Source organism: Streptomyces sp. NPDC042638 (assembly GCF_040647235.1).
GTDB classification, from domain to species: Bacteria; Actinomycetota; Actinomycetes; order Streptomycetales; family Streptomycetaceae; genus Streptomyces; species Streptomyces rameus.
This window is the reverse complement of record NZ_JBEZBT010000042.1, coordinates 59,584-77,618: the sequence shown is the minus strand read 5'-3', so window position 1 is coordinate 77,618 and position 18,035 is coordinate 59,584. Positions and strand designations below refer to the sequence as shown.

At 71.0% G+C, this 18,035-nt stretch carries 9 protein-coding genes; 7 read left to right on the top strand and 2 right to left on the bottom strand.

Annotated features, from left to right (window positions below; all coding sequences use genetic code 11):
• Positions 1 to 420: 420 nt before the first annotated feature.
• On the top strand, positions 421 to 3,414 hold the full coding sequence (locus AB0B40_RS27965) for a bifunctional [glutamine synthetase] adenylyltransferase/[glutamine synthetase]-adenylyl-L-tyrosine phosphorylase (RefSeq protein ID WP_345046882.1): 2,994 nt from the start codon (positions 421 to 423) through the stop codon (positions 3,412 to 3,414).
• 22 nt (positions 3,415 to 3,436) lie between these two features.
• On the opposite strand, the gene AB0B40_RS27960 is transcribed toward AB0B40_RS27965, so the two are convergent.
• Together AB0B40_RS27960 and AB0B40_RS27955 are read right to left on the bottom strand one after the other, a co-directional pair.
• Positions 3,437 to 4,300 carry a phosphatase PAP2 family protein gene (locus AB0B40_RS27960; protein ID WP_345046881.1) on the bottom strand — a complete coding sequence of 288 codons (864 nt, stop codon included), beginning with the start codon at positions 4,298 to 4,300 and terminating at the stop codon, positions 3,437 to 3,439.
• Between the two features lie 68 nt (positions 4,301 to 4,368).
• The gene (locus AB0B40_RS27955; protein ID WP_345046880.1) at positions 4,369 to 5,403 is read right to left on the bottom strand and encodes a LacI family DNA-binding transcriptional regulator; all 1,035 of its coding nucleotides are present in this window, start codon (positions 5,401 to 5,403) and stop codon (positions 4,369 to 4,371) included.
• Positions 5,404 to 5,780: 377 nt separating this feature from the next.
• Here AB0B40_RS27955 and AB0B40_RS27950 point away from each other — a divergent pair, with 377 nt between their 5' ends.
• The 6 genes from AB0B40_RS27950 to pulA all read left to right on the top strand — a co-directional run bounded on the left by AB0B40_RS27950 (position 5,781) and on the right by pulA (position 18,023).
• The gene (locus tag AB0B40_RS27950; protein ID WP_362266180.1) at positions 5,781 to 7,055 is read left to right on the top strand and encodes an extracellular solute-binding protein; all 1,275 of its coding nucleotides are present in this window, start codon (positions 5,781 to 5,783) and stop codon (positions 7,053 to 7,055) included.
• 114 nt (positions 7,056 to 7,169) lie between these two features.
• Positions 7,170 to 8,174 (top strand): sugar ABC transporter permease, encoded by a 1,005-nt coding sequence (locus tag AB0B40_RS27945; RefSeq protein WP_345046878.1) that lies wholly within the window; start codon positions 7,170 to 7,172, stop codon positions 8,172 to 8,174.
• A 19-nt stretch (positions 8,175 to 8,193) separates the two neighbouring features.
• Entirely contained in the window at positions 8,194 to 9,105 is a 912-nt protein-coding gene (locus AB0B40_RS27940) for an ABC transporter permease subunit (protein WP_345046876.1), read from the top strand.
• 167 nt (positions 9,106 to 9,272) lie between these two features.
• Positions 9,273 to 10,955: a glycoside hydrolase family 13 protein gene (locus AB0B40_RS27935; RefSeq protein WP_345046873.1), complete on the top strand. Its 1,683-nt coding sequence runs from the start codon at positions 9,273 to 9,275 to the stop codon at positions 10,953 to 10,955.
• 152 nt (positions 10,956 to 11,107) lie between these two features.
• The gene (locus AB0B40_RS27930; protein WP_362266178.1) at positions 11,108 to 12,484 is read left to right on the top strand and encodes an alpha-amylase family protein; all 1,377 of its coding nucleotides are present in this window, start codon (positions 11,108 to 11,110) and stop codon (positions 12,482 to 12,484) included.
• Between the two features lie 127 nt (positions 12,485 to 12,611).
• Entirely contained in the window at positions 12,612 to 18,023 is a 5,412-nt protein-coding gene (pulA, locus tag AB0B40_RS27925) for a pullulanase-type alpha-1,6-glucosidase (RefSeq protein WP_345046870.1), read from the top strand.
• Positions 18,024 to 18,035: the final 12 nt, after the last annotated feature.

The window sequence follows — 18,035 nt, the reverse complement described above, 5'->3', positions numbered from 1 at the left end:
GCCGAGAGCACGCACCTGACGCCGCGAGGCCGCCCTCCGGGCGACGACGGGAATTGTCAGACAGGCCCTAGGGCTGAAAGACCCCTGGACGCTGCGCCCGCGTACGGCGGGAAGGGGACGTGCCGGGCGGTGTCCGCCCGCAGCGTCCGGCGAGAAGTCCGGCAACGCACGAGAAGCAGCCCGCCGGACCGAGGACGGACACTGCCCGGCGCGGCACCGCCCCACCCACGACCGAAGGCGCGGCAGAACGCACCCGCAGCCGGGCCGAGCGCGGCACCCACAGCCGGGCCGAGCCACAACCCACCGCAGGGGGGACGCAGCCAGGACAAGCCACAACCCACCCGCAGACGAAGCCGCACCCGCCCCCTCCGGTTAGGCTCTGGCCAGGACACCCGAGCACCCGAAGGGGAGGCCACGGAGATGACGCCGGGGCGCAGGAGCAGTACCTTCACCCGTCTGCTGCGACACGGCTTCACCGACCCCTCCGCCGCCGAGCGCCTGCTGGACGGCCCCGAGCTGGGCCCCGTCCGCGACGACCCGGTCCTCCTGGAAGCCCTGGGCGCCACCGCCGACCCCGACCTCGCCCTGCACGGCCTGGCCCGCCTCCTGGAGGCCCAGGACGGCCCCACCGCCCACCGCGAACTGCTGGACACCCTCATCGCGGCCAAGCCCCTGCGCGACCGCCTCCTCGGCATCCTCGGCGCCTCCACCGCCCTGGCCGACCACCTGGCCCGCCACCCCAGCGACTGGCAGGCCCTGGTCACGTACGAGCCGCACGACCTCCACCCGGGTGTCGCGGAGTTCGAGCGCGGCCTGGCCGAGGCCACCGACCCGGTCTCCCTCCGCGTCGCCTACCGCCGCTGCCTGCTGTCGATCGCCGCCCGCGACGTCTGCGGCACCACGGACGTCGCCGAGACCGCCGCGGAACTCGCCGACCTGGCCACCGCCACCCTCCGCACGGCCCTGGCCCTCGCCGAACGCGCCGCCCCGGAGGACGCCGCCGCCTGCCGCCTCGCGGTGATCGCGATGGGCAAGTGCGGCGGCCACGAGCTGAACTACGTCTCGGACGTCGACGTGATCTTCGTGGCGGAGCCCGCCGAAGGCACACCCGAGACCAAAGCCCTCGGCTCCGCGACGAAACTGGCCTCGCACCTGATGCGGATCTGCTCCGAGACGACCGTCGAGGGCTCCATCTGGCCGGTGGACGCCAACCTCCGCCCCGAGGGCCGCAACGGCCCCCTCGTCCGCACCCTCAGCAGTCACCTCGCCTACTACCAACGCTGGGCGAAGACCTGGGAGTTCCAGGCCCTCCTCAAGGCCCGCCCGGTAGCCGGCGACGCGGACCTCGGCCGGGCGTACATCGACGCGCTGGAACCCCTGGTCTGGCAGGCGGCCGAGCGCGAGAACTTCGTGACGGACGTCCAGAAGATGCGCCGCCGGGTGGTGGAGAACATCCCCGCTGCCGAGATCGACCGCGAACTCAAACTCGGCCCCGGCGGCCTGCGTGACGTCGAATTCGCCGTCCAGCTCCTGCAGTTGGTGCACGGACGCGCCGACCGCGCCCTGCGCAGCGGCAGCACCCTGGACGCCCTCGAGGCGCTCGCGGCCGGCGGTTACGTCGGCCGCGACGACGCCGCCCGCCTGGCCGAGGCGTACCGCTTCCTGCGCTCCCTCGAGCACCGCATCCAGCTGTTCCGCCTGCGCCGTACCCACCTCGTCCCCGAGGCGGAGACGGACCAGCGGCGCCTCGGCCGTTCCCTGGGCCTGCGCACCGACCCGGTGGACGGCCTGAACCGCGAATGGCGGCGGCACACCGGCGTCGTACGCAGGCTGCACGAGAAGCTGTTCTACCGCCCGCTCCTCGACGCGGTCGCCCAACTCGCCCCGGGCGAGGCGCGGCTGAGCCCCGAGGCGGCCCGCGAACGCCTGGTGGCGCTCGGTTACGCGGACCCGGCCGCCGCCCTGCGCCACCTGGAGGCCCTGGCCTCCGGCGTGACCCGCAAGGCGGCCATCCAGCGCACCCTCCTGCCGGTCCTCCTCGGCTGGTTCGCCGACTCCGCCGACCCGGACGCCGGCCTGCTGAACTTCCGCAAGGTCTCCGACGCGCTCGGCAAGACCCCCTGGTACCTGCGCCTGCTGCGTGACGAGGGCGCGGCGGCGGAGAACCTGGCCCGCGTCCTGTCGGCGGGCCGCCTCGCCCCGGACCTGCTGATGCGGGCCCCCGAGGCGGTGGCCCTGCTGGGCGACGGCGACGGCGGCGGCCTCGCACCTCGCCCGCGCACCGCCCTGGAGCAGGAGATCGTGGCGGCCGTGGGCCGGGCGGAGAACGCCGCTCAGGGCGTCACCGCGGCCCGTGGCGTCCGCCGCCGCGAGCTGTTCCGCACCGCCGCCGCCGACATCGTCGGCTCCTACGGCACCGAGACCAGCCCCGCCGAGGCCGACCAGGGCGCCCTGGTGGACCGGGTCGGCGCGGCCGTGTCCGACCTGACCAAGGCCACCCTCGCCGGCACCCTGCGCGCGGTCGTCCGGGACGGCTGGGGCGACACCCTGCCCACCCGGTTCGCGATCATCGGGATGGGCCGCTTCGGCGGACACGAGCTGGGGTACGGCTCGGACGCCGACGTGCTGTTCGTGCACGAACCGCAGGACGGCGTGGACGAGCACGAGGCGTCCGCCGCCGCCAACAAGGTCGTCGCCGAGATGCGCCGCCTGCTCCAGCTGCCCAGCGCCGACCCGCCGCTGCTCATCGACGCCGACCTGCGCCCGGAGGGCAAGTCGGGCCCGCTGGTGCGCACCCTGAAGTCGTACGAGGCGTACTACCGCCGCTGGTCCCTGGTCTGGGAGTCCCAGGCGCTGCTGCGGGCCGAGCCGGTCGCCGGCGACGAGGAGCTGGGCCGGCGCTTCATCGAGCTGATCGACCCCCTGCGCCACCCGGCCGCCGGCCTGACGGACGAGTCGGTCCGTGAGATCCGCCGGCTGAAGGCCCGGATGGAGTCCGAGCGGCTGCCGCGCGGCGCCGACCCCAAGCTGCACACCAAGCTCGGCCCCGGCGGCCTGTCCGACGTCGAGTGGACCGTACAGCTGCTCCAGCTCCGGCACGGCCACCACGTCCCCGGGCTGCGCACCACGCGCACCCGCCAGGCCCTGGCCGCCGCCCGCGAGGCCGGGCTGCTGTCCGCCGAGGACACGGAGACCCTGGACGAGGCGTGGGTACTGGCCACCCGGGTGCGCAACGCGGTCATGCTGGTCCGGGGCCGGGCCGGGGACACCTTCCCCACCGAGCCGCGCGAGCTGGCCGCCGTCGGCCGCTACCTGGGCTACGGCGCCGGGCATGTCGGGGACATGCTGGACGCCTACCGCCGTACCGCCCGCAGGGCCCGCACGGTCGTGGACGAGCTGTTCTACGCGGACTGAGCGGCTGTGGAGGAGCTGTGTCCTACGCGGACTGAGCGGACGGCAGCGGCCGGCGCGCGGGCGCCGGGGCGATCCGGGGCAGGGCGTACGGCAGGCTGCCGTACCACGCCCGGGCCAGCGCGAAGCCGAACCCGAGGCAGAGCACTCCGCCCACCGCGTCCAGCCAGAAGTGGTTGGCCGTGGCAACGATCACCAGGAGGGTGGCCGCCGGATACAGCAGCCCCAGCACCCGCACCCACGGCACCGACGCCAGCGCGAAGACCGTCAGGCCGCACCACAGCGACCAGCCGATGTGCATCGACGGCATGGCCGCGTACTGGTTCGACATGTGCTTGAGGTCGCCGGAGGCCATCGAACCCCACGTGTGGTGCACCGTGACCGTGTCCACGAAGCGTCCGCCGCCCATCAGCCGGGGCGGCGCGAGCGGGAACAGGTAGTAACCGAGCAGGGCCACGCCCGTGGTCGCGAACAGCACCATCCGGGTCGCCGCGTACCGCCCGGGATGCCACCGGTACAGCCACACCAGCACACCGAGCGTGATGACGAAGTGCAGTGTGGCGTAGTAATAGTTCATCCCGACGATGAGCCAATTCACCGAGTTAACGGCGTGGTTGACCGACTGTTCGACGCCGATCCCCAGGGCGTGCTCGACCCGCCAGATCCAGTCCGCGTTGCGCAGCGCCGCGCCCCGCTGCTCCGGGACGGCGTTGCGGACCAGGGAGTAGGTCCAGTAACTCACCGCGATCAGAAGGATCTCGAACCACAGCCGGGGCCGCCGCGGGCGGCGCAGCCGGGCCAACGGCCCCTGTCTGTCCTCGCCCGTGACTGCCCGCGGAACGGCCACCTCCTCGCGACCTTCCGGCTCTGTCACGGTCGAGTCAGTCATAGGCACAGAGTCTGCCAGAAAAGGGTTCTTCGGCCGATCATCCCAAGGTTGGGTCCGCAGCGCACCTTCTACGACGTACGGAGGACGTTCGGTGCCGAGGCGGTGGAGCCGCGCACCACCAGCTCCGGCATGAAGACGAACTCACTGTGCGGCGCCGGTGTCCCGCCGATCTCCTCCAGCAGCGTGCGCACCGCCGCCTGACCCATCGCCGGGACCGGCTTGCGGACCGTGGTCAGCGGCGGGTCGGTGAAGGCGATGAGCGGGGAGTCGTCGAACCCGACCACCGACACGTCCCGGGGCACTTCCAGACCCCGCTGCCGGGCCGCCCGTATCGCGCCCAGCGCCATCATGTCGCTGGCGCAGACCACCGCCGTGCAGTCGCGCTCGATCAGCGCGGTCGCCGCCGCCTGGCCGCCCTCCAGCGTGTACAGGGAGTGCTGGACCAGCTCGGTCTCGACGGTGTCCGCGGCGAGCCCCAGCTGCTCCTGCACCGCCCGGACGAAACCCTCGATCTTGCGCTGCACGGGCACGAACCGCTTCGGCCCGAGCGCCAGCCCGATCCGGGTGTGCCCCAGCGACGCCAGATGGGTCACCGCGAGCGTCATCGCCGCCCGGTCGTCGGGGGAGATGAACGGCGCCTGCACCTTCGGCGAGAACCCGTCCACCAGCACGAACGGCACGCCCTGCGCCCGCAGCCGCTCGTAGCGCTGCATGTCGGCGGTGGTGTCGGCGTGCAGTCCGGAGACGTAGATGATCCCGGCGACCCCGCGGTCCACCAGCATCTCGGTCAGCTCGTCCTCGGTCGACCCGCCCGGGGTCTGTGTGGCGAGCACCGGCGTGTAGCCCTGGCGGGTCAGCGCCTGGCCGATGACCTGGGCCAGGGCCGGGAATATCGGGTTCTCCAGCTCCGGCGTGATCAGTCCCACCAGGCCCTCGCTGCGCTGCCGCAGCCGTACGGGGCGCTCGTAGCCCAGCACGTCCAGTGCGGCGAGCACGGACTGGCGGGTGGTGGCGGCGACGCCCGGCTTCCCGTTGAGGACCCGGCTGACCGTCGCTTCACTCACCCCCGCCTGCGCAGCGATGTCCGCAAGCCGTGTGGTCACGCCACTGGACTGTACCGGTCGTATCTCCCCTTGCACACCGGCCGGTCGCCGGGCACGGGCGGGCGCACGGCCTGCCGTGGGTTGCTGCGTCATCGCGCTCCCTCGGATTCATGCTGGCAAGAGCTTGCAGAGTCTTGCACAAGTGTCGTCCCCGCCGCTCAGCCCCGGCATCCGGGGGTTGCGCGGCGGTCGACGGCCGGTCACGGCTGGGTAACCATCGTGTCCTCTTGCACTTTTTTTCTGCAAGGTCTTTCGCGATGCTTACATCGCTGTTACGTTCCCAGTCGCCCGGCCGCGGCAACGGCGCAGTCGGCAAGTCGCAGGGGCGGACGGGACCGCCTCCTGTACCACTCGGGCTTAACCCTCAAGGAGAACTCATGCGGCGTGGCATAGCGGCCTCCGCGCTGGTGGCGTCCCTCGCCCTGACGGCGACGGCGTGCGGCGGGAACGACAGCGACAGCGGGAAGTCGGGCGGCCCGGTCACCATCACCTGGTGGGACACCTCCAACGCCACCAATGAGGCGCCGACCTACAAGGCCTTGGTCCAGCAGTTCGAGGCCGCCAACAAGGACATCAAGGTCAAGTACGTCGACGTCCCCTTCGACCAGGCGCAGAACAAGTTCGACACCGCGGCCGGCGCCAAGGGCGCGCCGGACGTGCTGCGCTCCGAGGTCGGCTGGACCCCGGCGTTCGCCAAGAAGGGCTTCTTCCTGCCCCTGGACGGCACCGAGGCCCTCGCCGACCAGGCCGCTTTCGAGCCGAACCTGATCAAGCAGGCCCAGTACGAGGGCAAGACCTACGGCGTCCCGCTGGTCACCGACACCCTCGCCCTGGTCTACAACAAGGCCCTGTTCAAGAAGGCCGGCATCACCGAGGCCCCCAAGACCTGGGACGAGCTGAAGGCCGACGCCGCCAAGATCAAGGGCAAGGCCGGGGTCGACGGCTACTGGGGCTCCACCCAGGCCTACTACGCCCAGACCTTCCTCTACGGCGAGGGCACCGACACCGTCGACGCCGCCGCCAAGAAGATCACCGTGAACTCGCCGGCCGCCAAGAAGGGCTACGGCACCTGGCTGAGCCTGTTCTCCGGCAAGGGCCTGCACAAGGCCGACGCCACCGCCGACGCCTACGCCCACATCCAGGACGCGTTCGTCAACGGCAAGGTCGCCGCGATCCTCCAGGGCCCCTGGGAGATCACGAACTTCTACAAGGGCAGCGCCTTCAAGGACAAGTCCAACCTCGGCATCGCCACCGTCCCGGCCGGTTCCACCGGCAAGGCGGGTGCCCCCACCGGCGGCCACAACCTCTCGGTCTACGCCGGGTCCGACAAGGCCCACCAGGAAGCGGCGCTGAAGTTCGTGAAGTTCATGACCTCGGCGCAGTCCCAGGAGACCGTCGCCCTGAAGAACTCCACCCTGCCCACCCGCTCCGACGCCTACACCGCGAAGGTCAAGGCCGACCCCGGCATCGCCGGCTACCAGGGTGTCCTGTCCGCCGCCCGGCCCCGCCCGGCGCTGGCCGAGTACAGCTCCCTGTGGGGTCCGCTCGACACCGAGCTGCCCAAGGTCGCCAGTGGCAGCGAGTCGCTGGACAAGGGTCTGGGCAACGCCGAGCTGGCCATCACCAGGCTCGTGCCCGACTTCCGCAAGTGAGCCCGTGTGGCCGTCGGACCTCCCGGTGCGAGAACGCGGGGAAGACCCGGCGGCCACCGCCCTGTGCCCAGCCCGACCCAGCCCAACTCCTTGATCCTTTGAAGGTGCCGCACCATGACAGTCGCCATCGACCGCGCGACCGGCAAGCGCCGCGGTGACCGCGCGCCCCGGCCCGGGCTGGGACAGCGCGCCAAGAACGGCCTCCAGAAGTACTGGTACGCCTACGCGATGATCGCCCCGGTGGTCGTCGTGCTCGGCGTCCTCGTGGGCTACCCGCTGGCGCGGGGCTTCTACCTCACCCTCACCGACGCCAACAGCCTCAACTCGGCGCGCACGATCGGCGTCAACCACATCGACGCGACCTACAGGTTCATCGGCCTCGACAACTACCGGGACATCCTGTTCGGCCCGACGGCCTACGACCGGTTCTGGTCGCACTTCCTGTGGACCGTCGTCTGGACGGTCGCCTGCGTGGCCCTGCACTACTCCATCGGCCTCGGCCTCGCGCTCATGCTCAACCAGAAGCTGCGCGGCCGTACCGTCTACCGGCTGCTGCTCGTCCTGCCCTGGGCCGTGCCGACCTTCGTCACCGTCTTCTCCTGGCGGATCATGCTCGCCGACTCCGGTGTGCTCAACCAGGTCCTCGGCGGGCTGCACCTGCCCCAGCCGCAGTGGCTGGAGGACACCTTCTGGCAGCGGTTCGCCGCGATCATGGTCAACACCTGGTGCGGTGTGCCGTTCATGATGCTCTCGCTGCTCGGCGGCCTGCAGTCCATCGACTCCTCGCTCTACGAGGCCGCGGAGATGGACGGCGCGAGTGCCTGGCAGCGCTTCCGGCACGTCACCCTGCCCGGTCTGCGCTCGGTCAGCTCCACCGTCGTGCTGCTCGGCATCATCTGGACCTTCAACCAGTTCGTCATCATCTTCCTGCTGTTCGGCAAGAACTCCGCCCCGGACACCCAGATCCTCGTCACCTGGGCCTACGCGCTGGGCTTCGGCCAGCAGCCGCGCGACTTCGCCCAGTCCGCCGCGTACGGCGTGCTGCTGCTGTCGATCCTGACCGTCTTCACCTCCTTCTACTTCCGCTGGCTGAAGCGCAATGACCAGCTCGCCGTCTGACGCCGCAGGAGCCGCCGCCATGAGCACCACGACCCTGGACAAGACCGACGCCGTACCGGCCCCCGCTCCGGGCACCACGCCCCGGCGCCGCGTGCGCCGGCGCGGCGAGCGCGGCCCGCTCGGCGCCGCCCTGCTGCACGGCGGCCTCGTGCTGGCGAGCCTCGTCGCCCTGGCCCCGGTGGCCTGGCTGTGCTATCTGTCCCTGGGCCCGGACAAGGAGGACTACCTCCACCCGGCCGGGATCGCGGGCAAGGCGACCTTCTCCAACTACGGCTACGTACTGCAGCACACCGGGTTCTTCGACTGGTTCAAGTCGACGATGATCGTGGCCCTGGGGACCACCCTCATCGGCGTCTTCGTCGCCGCCACGACCGGCTACGCGGTCTCCCGCATGCGCTTCCCCGGCTACAAGCAGCTGATGTGGGTCCTGCTGCTGACGCAGGCGTTCCCCATCGCCATCCTGATCGTGCCGATGTACGAGATCTTCAGCGACCTCGGTCTCATCGACACCTACTGGTCGCTGATCATCATCAACTGCACCACCGCCGTGCCGTACAGCGCCTGGCTGCTCAAGGGGTACTTCGACACCATCCCCTTCGAGATCGACGAGGCCGGGCGGGTGGACGGGCTCAGCCCCTTCGGCACCTTCTTCCGGCTCATCCTGCCGCTGGCCCGGCCGGGCCTGGCCGTGGCCGCCTTCTACAACTTCATCACCGCCGTGGGCGAGGTCGCCTTCGCGACCACCTTCCTGCTGGACGACTCCAAGTACACCTTCGCCGTCGGCCTGCAGACCTACGTCAGCGAGCACGACGCCCAGTGGAACTACATGGCCGCCACCGCGGTGCTGATCGCGATACCCGTGACGGCGTTCTTCTACCTCGTGCAGAAGAACCTCGTCACCGGCCTCACCGCCGGCGGCACCAAGGGCTGACGCCCGCCGGAGCGGGACTCCCGCGCGGGAGACCGCGCGGGCAGGCGGGCCGCTGTGCCGATCCGACCCCGCAGGCACCGCGGCCCGCCGCACATCCCCCGCTCCGCCCCGGCCCGCCGCCGACCCACCGCCCGCCCACCATGCCCCCGTTACGTACCAAGGACGCCATGAGCCAGCAGCACTCCGCCGCACCGGCCCGCCACCTCGCCGCCACCGTCGCCGACCGCCGCGACTGGTGGCGGGACGCGGTCATCTACCAGGTCTACCCGCGCAGTTTCGCCGACAGCAACGGCGACGGCATGGGTGACCTGGAGGGCGTACGCTCCCGTCTGCCCTACCTGCGTGACCTCGGCGTCGACGCCGTGTGGCTCAGCCCCTTCTACGCCTCCCCGCAGGCCGACGCCGGCTACGACGTCGCCGACTACCGCGCCGTCGACCCCATGTTCGGTTCCCTGCTGGACGCGGACGCGCTCATCCGCGACGCCCACGCGCACGGTCTGCGCGTCATCGTCGACCTCGTGCCCAACCACTCCTCCGACCAGCACGAGTGGTTCAGGAGAGCCCTCGCCGAGGGCCCCGGGTCCCCGCTCCGGGAGCGCTACCACTTCCGTCCCGGCAAGGGGAAGGGCGGCGAACTCCCGCCCAACGACTGGGAGTCGATCTTCGGCGGCCCGGCCTGGACCCGGGTGACCGAGCCGGACGGCACGCCCGGCGAGTGGTACCTGCACCTCTTCGCCCCCGAGCAGCCCGACTTCAACTGGGACCACCCGGCCGTCGGCGACGAGTTCCGTTCCATCCTGCGGTTCTGGCTGGACATGGGCGTGGACGGCTTCCGCATCGACGTCGCGCACGGCCTGGTGAAGGCCGAGGGGCTGCCCGACCTCGGCGACCACGACCAGCTCAAGCTGCTGGGCAACGATGTCATGCCGTTCTTCGACCAGGACGGCGTGCACGCCGTCTACCGGCAGTGGCGCACGATCCTCGACGAGTACTCGGGGGAGAGGATCTTCGTCGCCGAGGCCTGGACCCCCACCGTCGAGCGCACCGCCAACTACGTCCGCCCGGACGAACTCCACCAGGCCTTCAACTTCCAGTACCTGGCGACGGAGTGGGACGCGAAGGAACTCCGCACGGTCATCGACCGCACCCTGGAGGCCATGCGCCCCGTCGGCGCCCCCGCCACCTGGGTCCTGTCCAACCACGACGTCACCCGGCACGCCACCCGGTTCGCCAACCCGCCGGGTCTCGGCACCCAGATCCGCACCGCCGGCGACCGCGAACTGGGCCTGCGCCGCGCCCGGGCGGCCACCCTGCTGATGCTCGCCCTGCCCGGCTCGGCGTACATCTACCAGGGCGAGGAACTGGGCCTGCCGGACGTGGTGGACCTGCCCGACGAGGCGCGCCAGGACCCGGCGTACTTCCGGGGCGCCGGCCAGGACGGCTTCCGCGACGGCTGCCGGGTGCCGATCCCGTGGACCCGGACGGGCAGCTCGTACGGCTTCGGCAGCGGCGGCAGCTGGCTGCCCCAGCCGCCGGCCTGGGCCGGGCTGAGCGTGGAGGCGCAGACGGGCGTCCCCGGCTCGACGCTGGAGCTGTACCGCTCGGCGCTGCGCGTGCGCCGGTCCCGGCCGGACCTGGGCGCGGGTGACGCCGTGCAGTGGCTGCGGGCGCCCGAGGGCGTCGTGGCGTTCCGGCGGGGGGACTTCGTGTGCGTCGCGAACACCACCGGGGAGTCGGTGACGACGCCGGCGTACGGCCGCGTCCTGCTCAGCAGCGGTGAGGTGACCGAGGCCGACGGCGAGGCGAAGGTGCCGGCCGACACCACCGTGTGGTGGACGTCGGCCGTCTGACGGCACGTCTGAAAGTTCTTGCATCAACTTCACAACGGCCCGCTGTCTTTCGGACAGCGGGCCTTTAACATCTGCGTCACCGCAAGTTTGCTGAAACATTGCAGCAAGCGCCTTCAGCGGTCCCTTTGCCTTCAACGTCGAAGGAACCCCACATGGCACGCAGACTCCTCCCCACGGCGGTCGCCCTCACGACCGCCGCTCTGGTTGGCATGAACCCGACTACCGCCGCGGCCTCCCCGCCCGGCACCAAGGACGTCACCGCCGTCCTCTTCGAGTGGAAGTACGACTCGGTGGCCAAGGAGTGCACCGGCACCCTCGGCCCCGCCGGCTATGGATTCGTGCAGGTCTCCCCGCCTGCCGAGCACATACAGGGCACGCAGTGGTGGACGTCGTACCAGCCGGTGTCCTACCGGATCGCGGGCCGCCTCGGCGACCGCACGGCGTTCCGGAACATGGTGAACACCTGCCACGCGGCCGGTGTGAAGGTCGTCGTCGACGCCGTCGTCAACCACATGGCGGCCGGATCGGGCACGGGCACCGGCGGCTCGTCGTACACGAAGTACGACTACCCCGGCCTGTATTCCAGCCACGACCTCGACGACTGCACCGCCCAGGTCTCGAACTACGCCGACCGCTGGAACGTCCAGCACTGCGAACTCGTCGGCCTGGCCGACCTGGACACCGGCGAGGAGTACGTCCGCGGGGCGATCGCCGGATACCTGAACGACCTCCTCACCCTCGGCGTGGACGGCTTCCGCATCGACGCGGCCAAGCACATCCCCGCCGAGGACCTGGCGAACATCAAGAGCCGCCTGACCAATCCCGGCGTCTACTGGAAGCAGGAGGTCATCTACGGCGCGGGCGAGGCCGTCCAGCCCTCCGAGTACACCGGCAACGGAGACGTCCAGGAGTTCCGGTACGCCTACGACCTCAAGCGCGTCTTCACCGCCGAGAAGCTGGCCTACCTCAACAACTACGGCGAGGGCTGGGGCTATCTGAACAGCTCGGTCGCGGGCGTCTTCGTGGACAACCACGACACCGAGCGCAACGGCAGCACGCTGAACTACAAGTCCGGCGCGAAATACACCCTGGCCAACGTCTTCATGCTGGCCTGGCCCTACGGCGCCCCCGACATCAACTCCGGGTACGAGTGGACGGACGCCGACGCCGGACCGCCCAACGGGGGCACCGTCAACGCCTGCTGGCAGGACGGCTGGAAGTGCCAGCACGCCTGGCCGGAGATCAAGTCCATGGTGGCCTTCCGCAACGCCACCCGCGGGCAGGCGGTCACCGGCTGGTGGGACAACGGCAACAACTGGATCGCCTTCGGCCGCGGCACCAAGGGATACGTGGCGATCAACCACGAGCCGGGCAGCATGACCCGGACGTACCAGACCTCCCTGCCCGCCGGGACGTACTGCAACGTGCAGAACAACACCACGGTGAGCGTGAACGCCGGCGGCCAGTTCACCGCCACCCTGGGCGCCGATACGGCTCTGGCGCTCTACGCCGGCAAGTCGAGCTGCTGAGCGGCCACTCACGGGCCGTGAAACCTCTTTCTTCGGGTTTCACAAGTCTTGCTGTAAACCTTTCGTCGGCGGTACGGTCGCGCGGGGTCGGACCCGAATGAGCCGTAATCGCAAGGAGTTTCCGCCTGTGATACCGAGATGGCCGGCGCCCCGCGGGCGCCGTACCGCCCACGTCGGACGGGCGGCGGCGGTCACCGCCGCCGCCCTCGCCGCCGCACTGATCCAGCCTCCGGCCGCCCAGGGCGCCCCGGCCCCGGCCGCCCCGCCCGCGCCCCCCTCGGACGCGGTCCTCGCCGCCCAGCCCGCCCGGCACGACGACACCCGCGAGCAGTTCTACTTCGTCATGCCGGACCGTTTCGCCAACGGCGACAGGTCCAACGACAGGGGCGGCCTGACCGGCTCCCGCCTCAGCACCGGCTACGACCCCACCGACAAGGGCTTCTACCAAGGCGGCGACCTCAAAGGCCTGACGCGGAAGCTGGACTACATCAAGGGGCTCGGCACCACCGCCATCTGGATGGCGCCGATCTTCAAGAACCGCCCGGTACAGGGCACGGGAAGCAACGCCTCCGCCGGCTACCACGGCTACTGGATCACCGACTTCACCCGGGTCGACCCGCACTTCGGCACCAACGGCGACCTCAAGGCCCTCATCGCCAAGGCCCACGCCAAGGGCATGAAGGTCTTCTTCGACGTCATCACCAACCACACCGCCGACGTCGTCGACTACCGGCAGAAGACGTACGACTACCTCTCCAAGGGCGCCTTCCCGTACCTGACCGAGGACGGCAGGCCGTTCGACGACGCCGACTACGCGGGCGGCGGCCGCCGGTTCCCGCCCGTCGACGCCGGCTCCTTCCCGTACACCCCCCGGGCCACCGCCCGGAGCAAGGTCCCGGCCTGGCTCAACGACCCGGCGATGTACCACAACCGGGGCGACTCGACGTACGCCGGCGAGTCCGCGACCTACGGCGACTTCTCCGGCCTGGACGACCTCTGGACCGAGCGTCCCGAGGTCGTGCACGGCATGGAGAGGATCTACCAGCGGTGGGTGAAGGACTTCGCCGTCGACGGGTTCCGGATCGACACCGTCAAACACGTCGACATGGAGTTCTGGACGCAGTGGGCGACCGCGCTGGACGCGTACGCGGCCCGGCACGGACGCAAGAACTTCTTCATGTTCGGCGAGGTGTACTCCGCCGACACCTCCGTCACCTCCCCGTACGTCACCCGGGGCAGGCTCGACGCCACCCTCGACTTCCCCTTCCAGGACGCGGCCCGCGCCTACGTCTCGCAGGGCGGCAGCGCGAAGCGGCTCGCGAGCGTCTTCGGTGACGACTACAAGTACACGACCGGCAAGGCCAACGCGTACGAGCAGGTCACCTTCCTCGGCAACCACGACATGGGCCGCATCGGGTACTTCCTGAAGCAGGACGACCCGAAGGCGACCGATGCCGAGATCCTGAAGAAGGACCGGCTGGCCAACGAGCTGATGTTCCTCAGCCGCGGCAACCCGGTCGTCTACTACGGCGACGAGCAGGGCTTCACCGGCTCCGGCGGCGACAAGGACGCCCGCCAGACCATGTTCCCCTCCCAGGTCGCCGACTACCTGGACGACGACGAGATCGGCACCGCCCGCACCCACGCGAGCGCCGCCTACGACACGAGCGCACCGCTGTACAAGGACATCGCGGCCCTCTCCCGGCTCCGCAAGGCCGACCCGGCCCTGACCGACGGGGTCCAGACCGAGCGGTACGCGGCCGATGGCGCCGGCGTCTACGCCTTCACCCGGACGGACGCCGGGACCGGCCGGGAGTACGTCGTCGCCTTCAACAACGCCGGCGAGGCCAGGACGGCCACCTTCGCGACCGGCTCGGCCGACATGACGTACCGGGGCGTCTACGGGGTCACCGGCTCCGTGCGGACCGGCGGCGACAAGAAGGTCACCGTCACCGTCCCGGCCGGCTCCGCCGTCGTCTACAAGGCCGCCGGCACCCTGTCCGGGCCCGCCGCCGAGCCGGCGATCACCCTGACGGCCCCGGCCGCCGGTGCCACCGGGACGGTCGAGGTCGAGGCCGGTGTCGACGGCGGACAGCTGAACCGGGTCGTCTTCGCCGCGCAGGCCGGGAACGCCCGGTGGCAGGTCCTCGGCACCGCCGACCACGCCCCGTACAAGGTCACCCAGACGCTCGGCAAGGACGTTCCCGCCGGCACCGCCCTGCGCTACAAGGCCGTCGTCGTCGACACGGCCGGGCACACCGCGAGCGCCACGGCGAGCAGCACCACCGGCACCCCGCCCGCACCCGAGGTCCCCTCCGCCTCCTCCCGGGACTACGCGGTCGTCCACTACAAGCGCAGCGACGGCGACTACGGCGACTGGGGCCTGTACGCCTGGGGCGACCTCGCCGACGGCGAGGCCACGAACTGGCCGGCCGCCCACCCGTTCGCCGGCCGGGACGCCTACGGCGCCTTCGCCTACGTCAAGCTCAGGCCCGGTGCCTCGAACGTGGGCTTCCTGGTCGTCGACAAGGACGGCGACAAGGACGTCTCCGCCGACCGGACGATCGACGTCACCAGGACGGGCGAGGTCTGGATCGAGCAGGGGAAGACGGAGGTCCTGACGCAGAAGCCCGACTATCCCGCGCAGGACAAGGCCAAGGCCGTCCTCCACTACCACCGCGCCGACGGGGACTACGACGGCTGGGGGCTGCACGTCTGGACGGGTGCCGCGCACCCCACCGACTGGTCGAACCCGCTGAAGCCGGTGAAGACTGACGCCTATGGCGCGGTCTTCGAGGTGCCGCTCACCGAGGGTGCCACCAGCCTCAGCTACATCGTCCACAAGGGCGACGAGAAGGACCTCGCCGCCGACCGGTCCCTGGACCTCAAGGCCAACGGCTACGAGGTGTGGCTGTTGAACGGCCAGGAGAAGTACCTGCTGCCGCAGCCCGCGGGCAGTGCCGCCGCGCTCGACCTGACCACATCCAAGGCGGTCTGGATCGACCGGGACACCGTCGCCTGGAACGGCGCCGACGGCGCCGCCTCCACCCAGCTGCTGTACTCCCACGACGGCTCCATCGCCACCCAGGACGGGGCGCTGACCAGCGACGACGAGCGCTGGATCCGGCTGGAGAAGACCACGCTGAGCGACGCCCAGAAGACCAGGTTCCCGCACCTGAGGAACTACACCGCCTGGTCGGTGGACCCGCGCGACCGGGACCGGGTGCGCGAGGCGCTGAAGGGCCAGCTCGTGGCCTCGCAGCGGGCCGCGGACGGTGCCGTGCTGGCGGCGACCGGCGTGCAGATCGCGGGCGCGCTGGACGACCTGTACCCGGGCGCGGCCAAGGCGAAGCTCGGCCCCGTCTTCCACGACGGTAGGCCAACTCTCTCCGTCTGGGCGCCCACGGCCCAGTCCGTGCGGCTCGACCTGGACGGCTCGCCCAGGGCCATGCGCCGCGACGACACCACCGGCGTCTGGTCCGTCACCGGTCCGGCCTCCTGGAAGGGCAAGCCGTACCGGTACGTCGTGAAGGTCTGGGCGCCCAGCGTCCGGAAGATGGTCACCAACAAGGTCACCGACCCGTACTCGGTCGCGCTCACCGCGGACTCCGGGCGCAGCCTGGTCGTGGACCTGGGCGACAGGTCCCTCGCGCCGGCCGGCTGGTCGACGCTGCGCAAGCCCCGAGCCGTGCCGCTGCGGGACGCGCAGATCCAGGAGCTGCACATCCGGGACTTCTCCGTGGAGGACCGCACGTCCAAGCACCCGGGCACCTATCTGGCCTTCACCGACAAGGACAGCGACGGCTCCCGGCACCTGAGGGCACTGGCGAAGGCGGGGACCTCCTACGTCCACCTGCTGCCCGCCTTCGACTTCGCCACGGTCCCCGAGAGGAAGGCCGACCAGGCCACCCCCGGCTGCGACCTCGCCTCCTACCCGGCCGACTCCGACCGGCAGCAGGAGTGCGTCGCGAAGACCGCCGCGAAGGACGCCTACAACTGGGGCTACGACCCGTACCACTACACGGTCCCCGAGGGTTCGTACGCCACCGACCCCGACGGCACGGCCCGCACCGTCGAGTTCCGCAGGATGGTGCAGGCGCTGAACCAGGACGGCCTGCGGGTGGTCATGGACGTCGTCTACAACCACACGGCGGCCGCCGGCCAGGCGGACACCTCCGTGCTGGACAGGATCGTGCCCGGCTACTACCAGCGGCTCCTCGCCGACGGCTCGGTGGCGAACAGCACCTGCTGTGCCAACACCGCGCCGGAGAACGCGATGATGGGCAAGCTGGTCGTGGACTCGATCGTGACGTGGGCCAGGCAGTACAAGGTCGACGGGTTCCGTTTCGACCTCATGGGCCACCACCCGAAGGCCAACATCCTCGCCGTCCGCAAGGCCCTGGACGCGCTGACCCCGGCGAAGGACGGCGTCGACGGCAGGAAGATCATCCTGTACGGCGAGGGCTGGAACTTCGGCGAGGTGGCCGACGACGCCCGGTTCGTGCAGGCCACGCAGAAGAACATGGCCGGCACCGGCGTCGCCACCTTCTCCGACCGCGCCCGGGACGCGGTGCGCGGCGGCGGCCCCTTCGACGAGGACCCGGGCGTCCAGGGCTTCGCCTCCGGTCTGTACACCGACCCCAACGGCTCCACGGCGAACGGCACCCCGGCCGAGCAGAAGGCCCGGCTGCTGCACTACCAGGACCTGATCAAGGTCGGCCTGAGCGGCAACCTCGCCGGGTACCGCTTCACCGACACGGACGGCGAGGAGGTCACCGGCGCCGAGGTCGACTACAACGGCTCGCCCGCCGGCTACGCGCACGCGCCCGGCGACGCCCTCGCCTACGTGGACGCGCACGACAACGAGTCGCTGTTCGACGCCCTGGCCTACAAGCTCCCGAAGGACACCTCCGCCTCCGACCGGGCCCGGATGCAGGTCCTGGCGATGGCCACGGCCGCCCTCTCGCAGGGACCCTCCCTCTCCCAGGCGGGCACCGACCTGCTGCGCTCGAAGTCCCTCGACCGCAACTCCTTCGACAGCGGTGACTGGTTCAACGCCATCCACTGGAACTGCGCCGACGGCAACGGCTTCGGGCGCGGGCTGCCCCCGGCGGCCGACAACCGGTCCAAGTGGGACCACGCCAGGCCGCTGCTGGGCTCGGTGCGGGTCGGCTGCCCGCAGATCACCGGCGCCTCGGCCGCGTACCGGGACCTGCTGAGGATCCGTACGGCCGAGAAGGCGTTCTCGCTGCGGACGGCCGCCCAGGTGCAGGACCGGCTGTCCTTCCCGCTGTCCGGGAAGGACGAGACACCCGGCGTGATCACCATGAGGCTGGGTGACCTGGTCGTGGTCCTCAACGCCACCCCACGGCAGCAGGAACAGCGGATCGACGCCCTGGCCGGCACCTCCTACCGGCTGCACCCGGTGCAGGCTGCGGGGTCGGACCCGGTGGTGAGGACCGCCGCCTACGCGGCCGGTTCGGGCACCTTCACCGTGCCCGCGCGGACCGTGGCGGTGTTCACCCGGGCGAAGAACTAGGGTGAGGCCGTT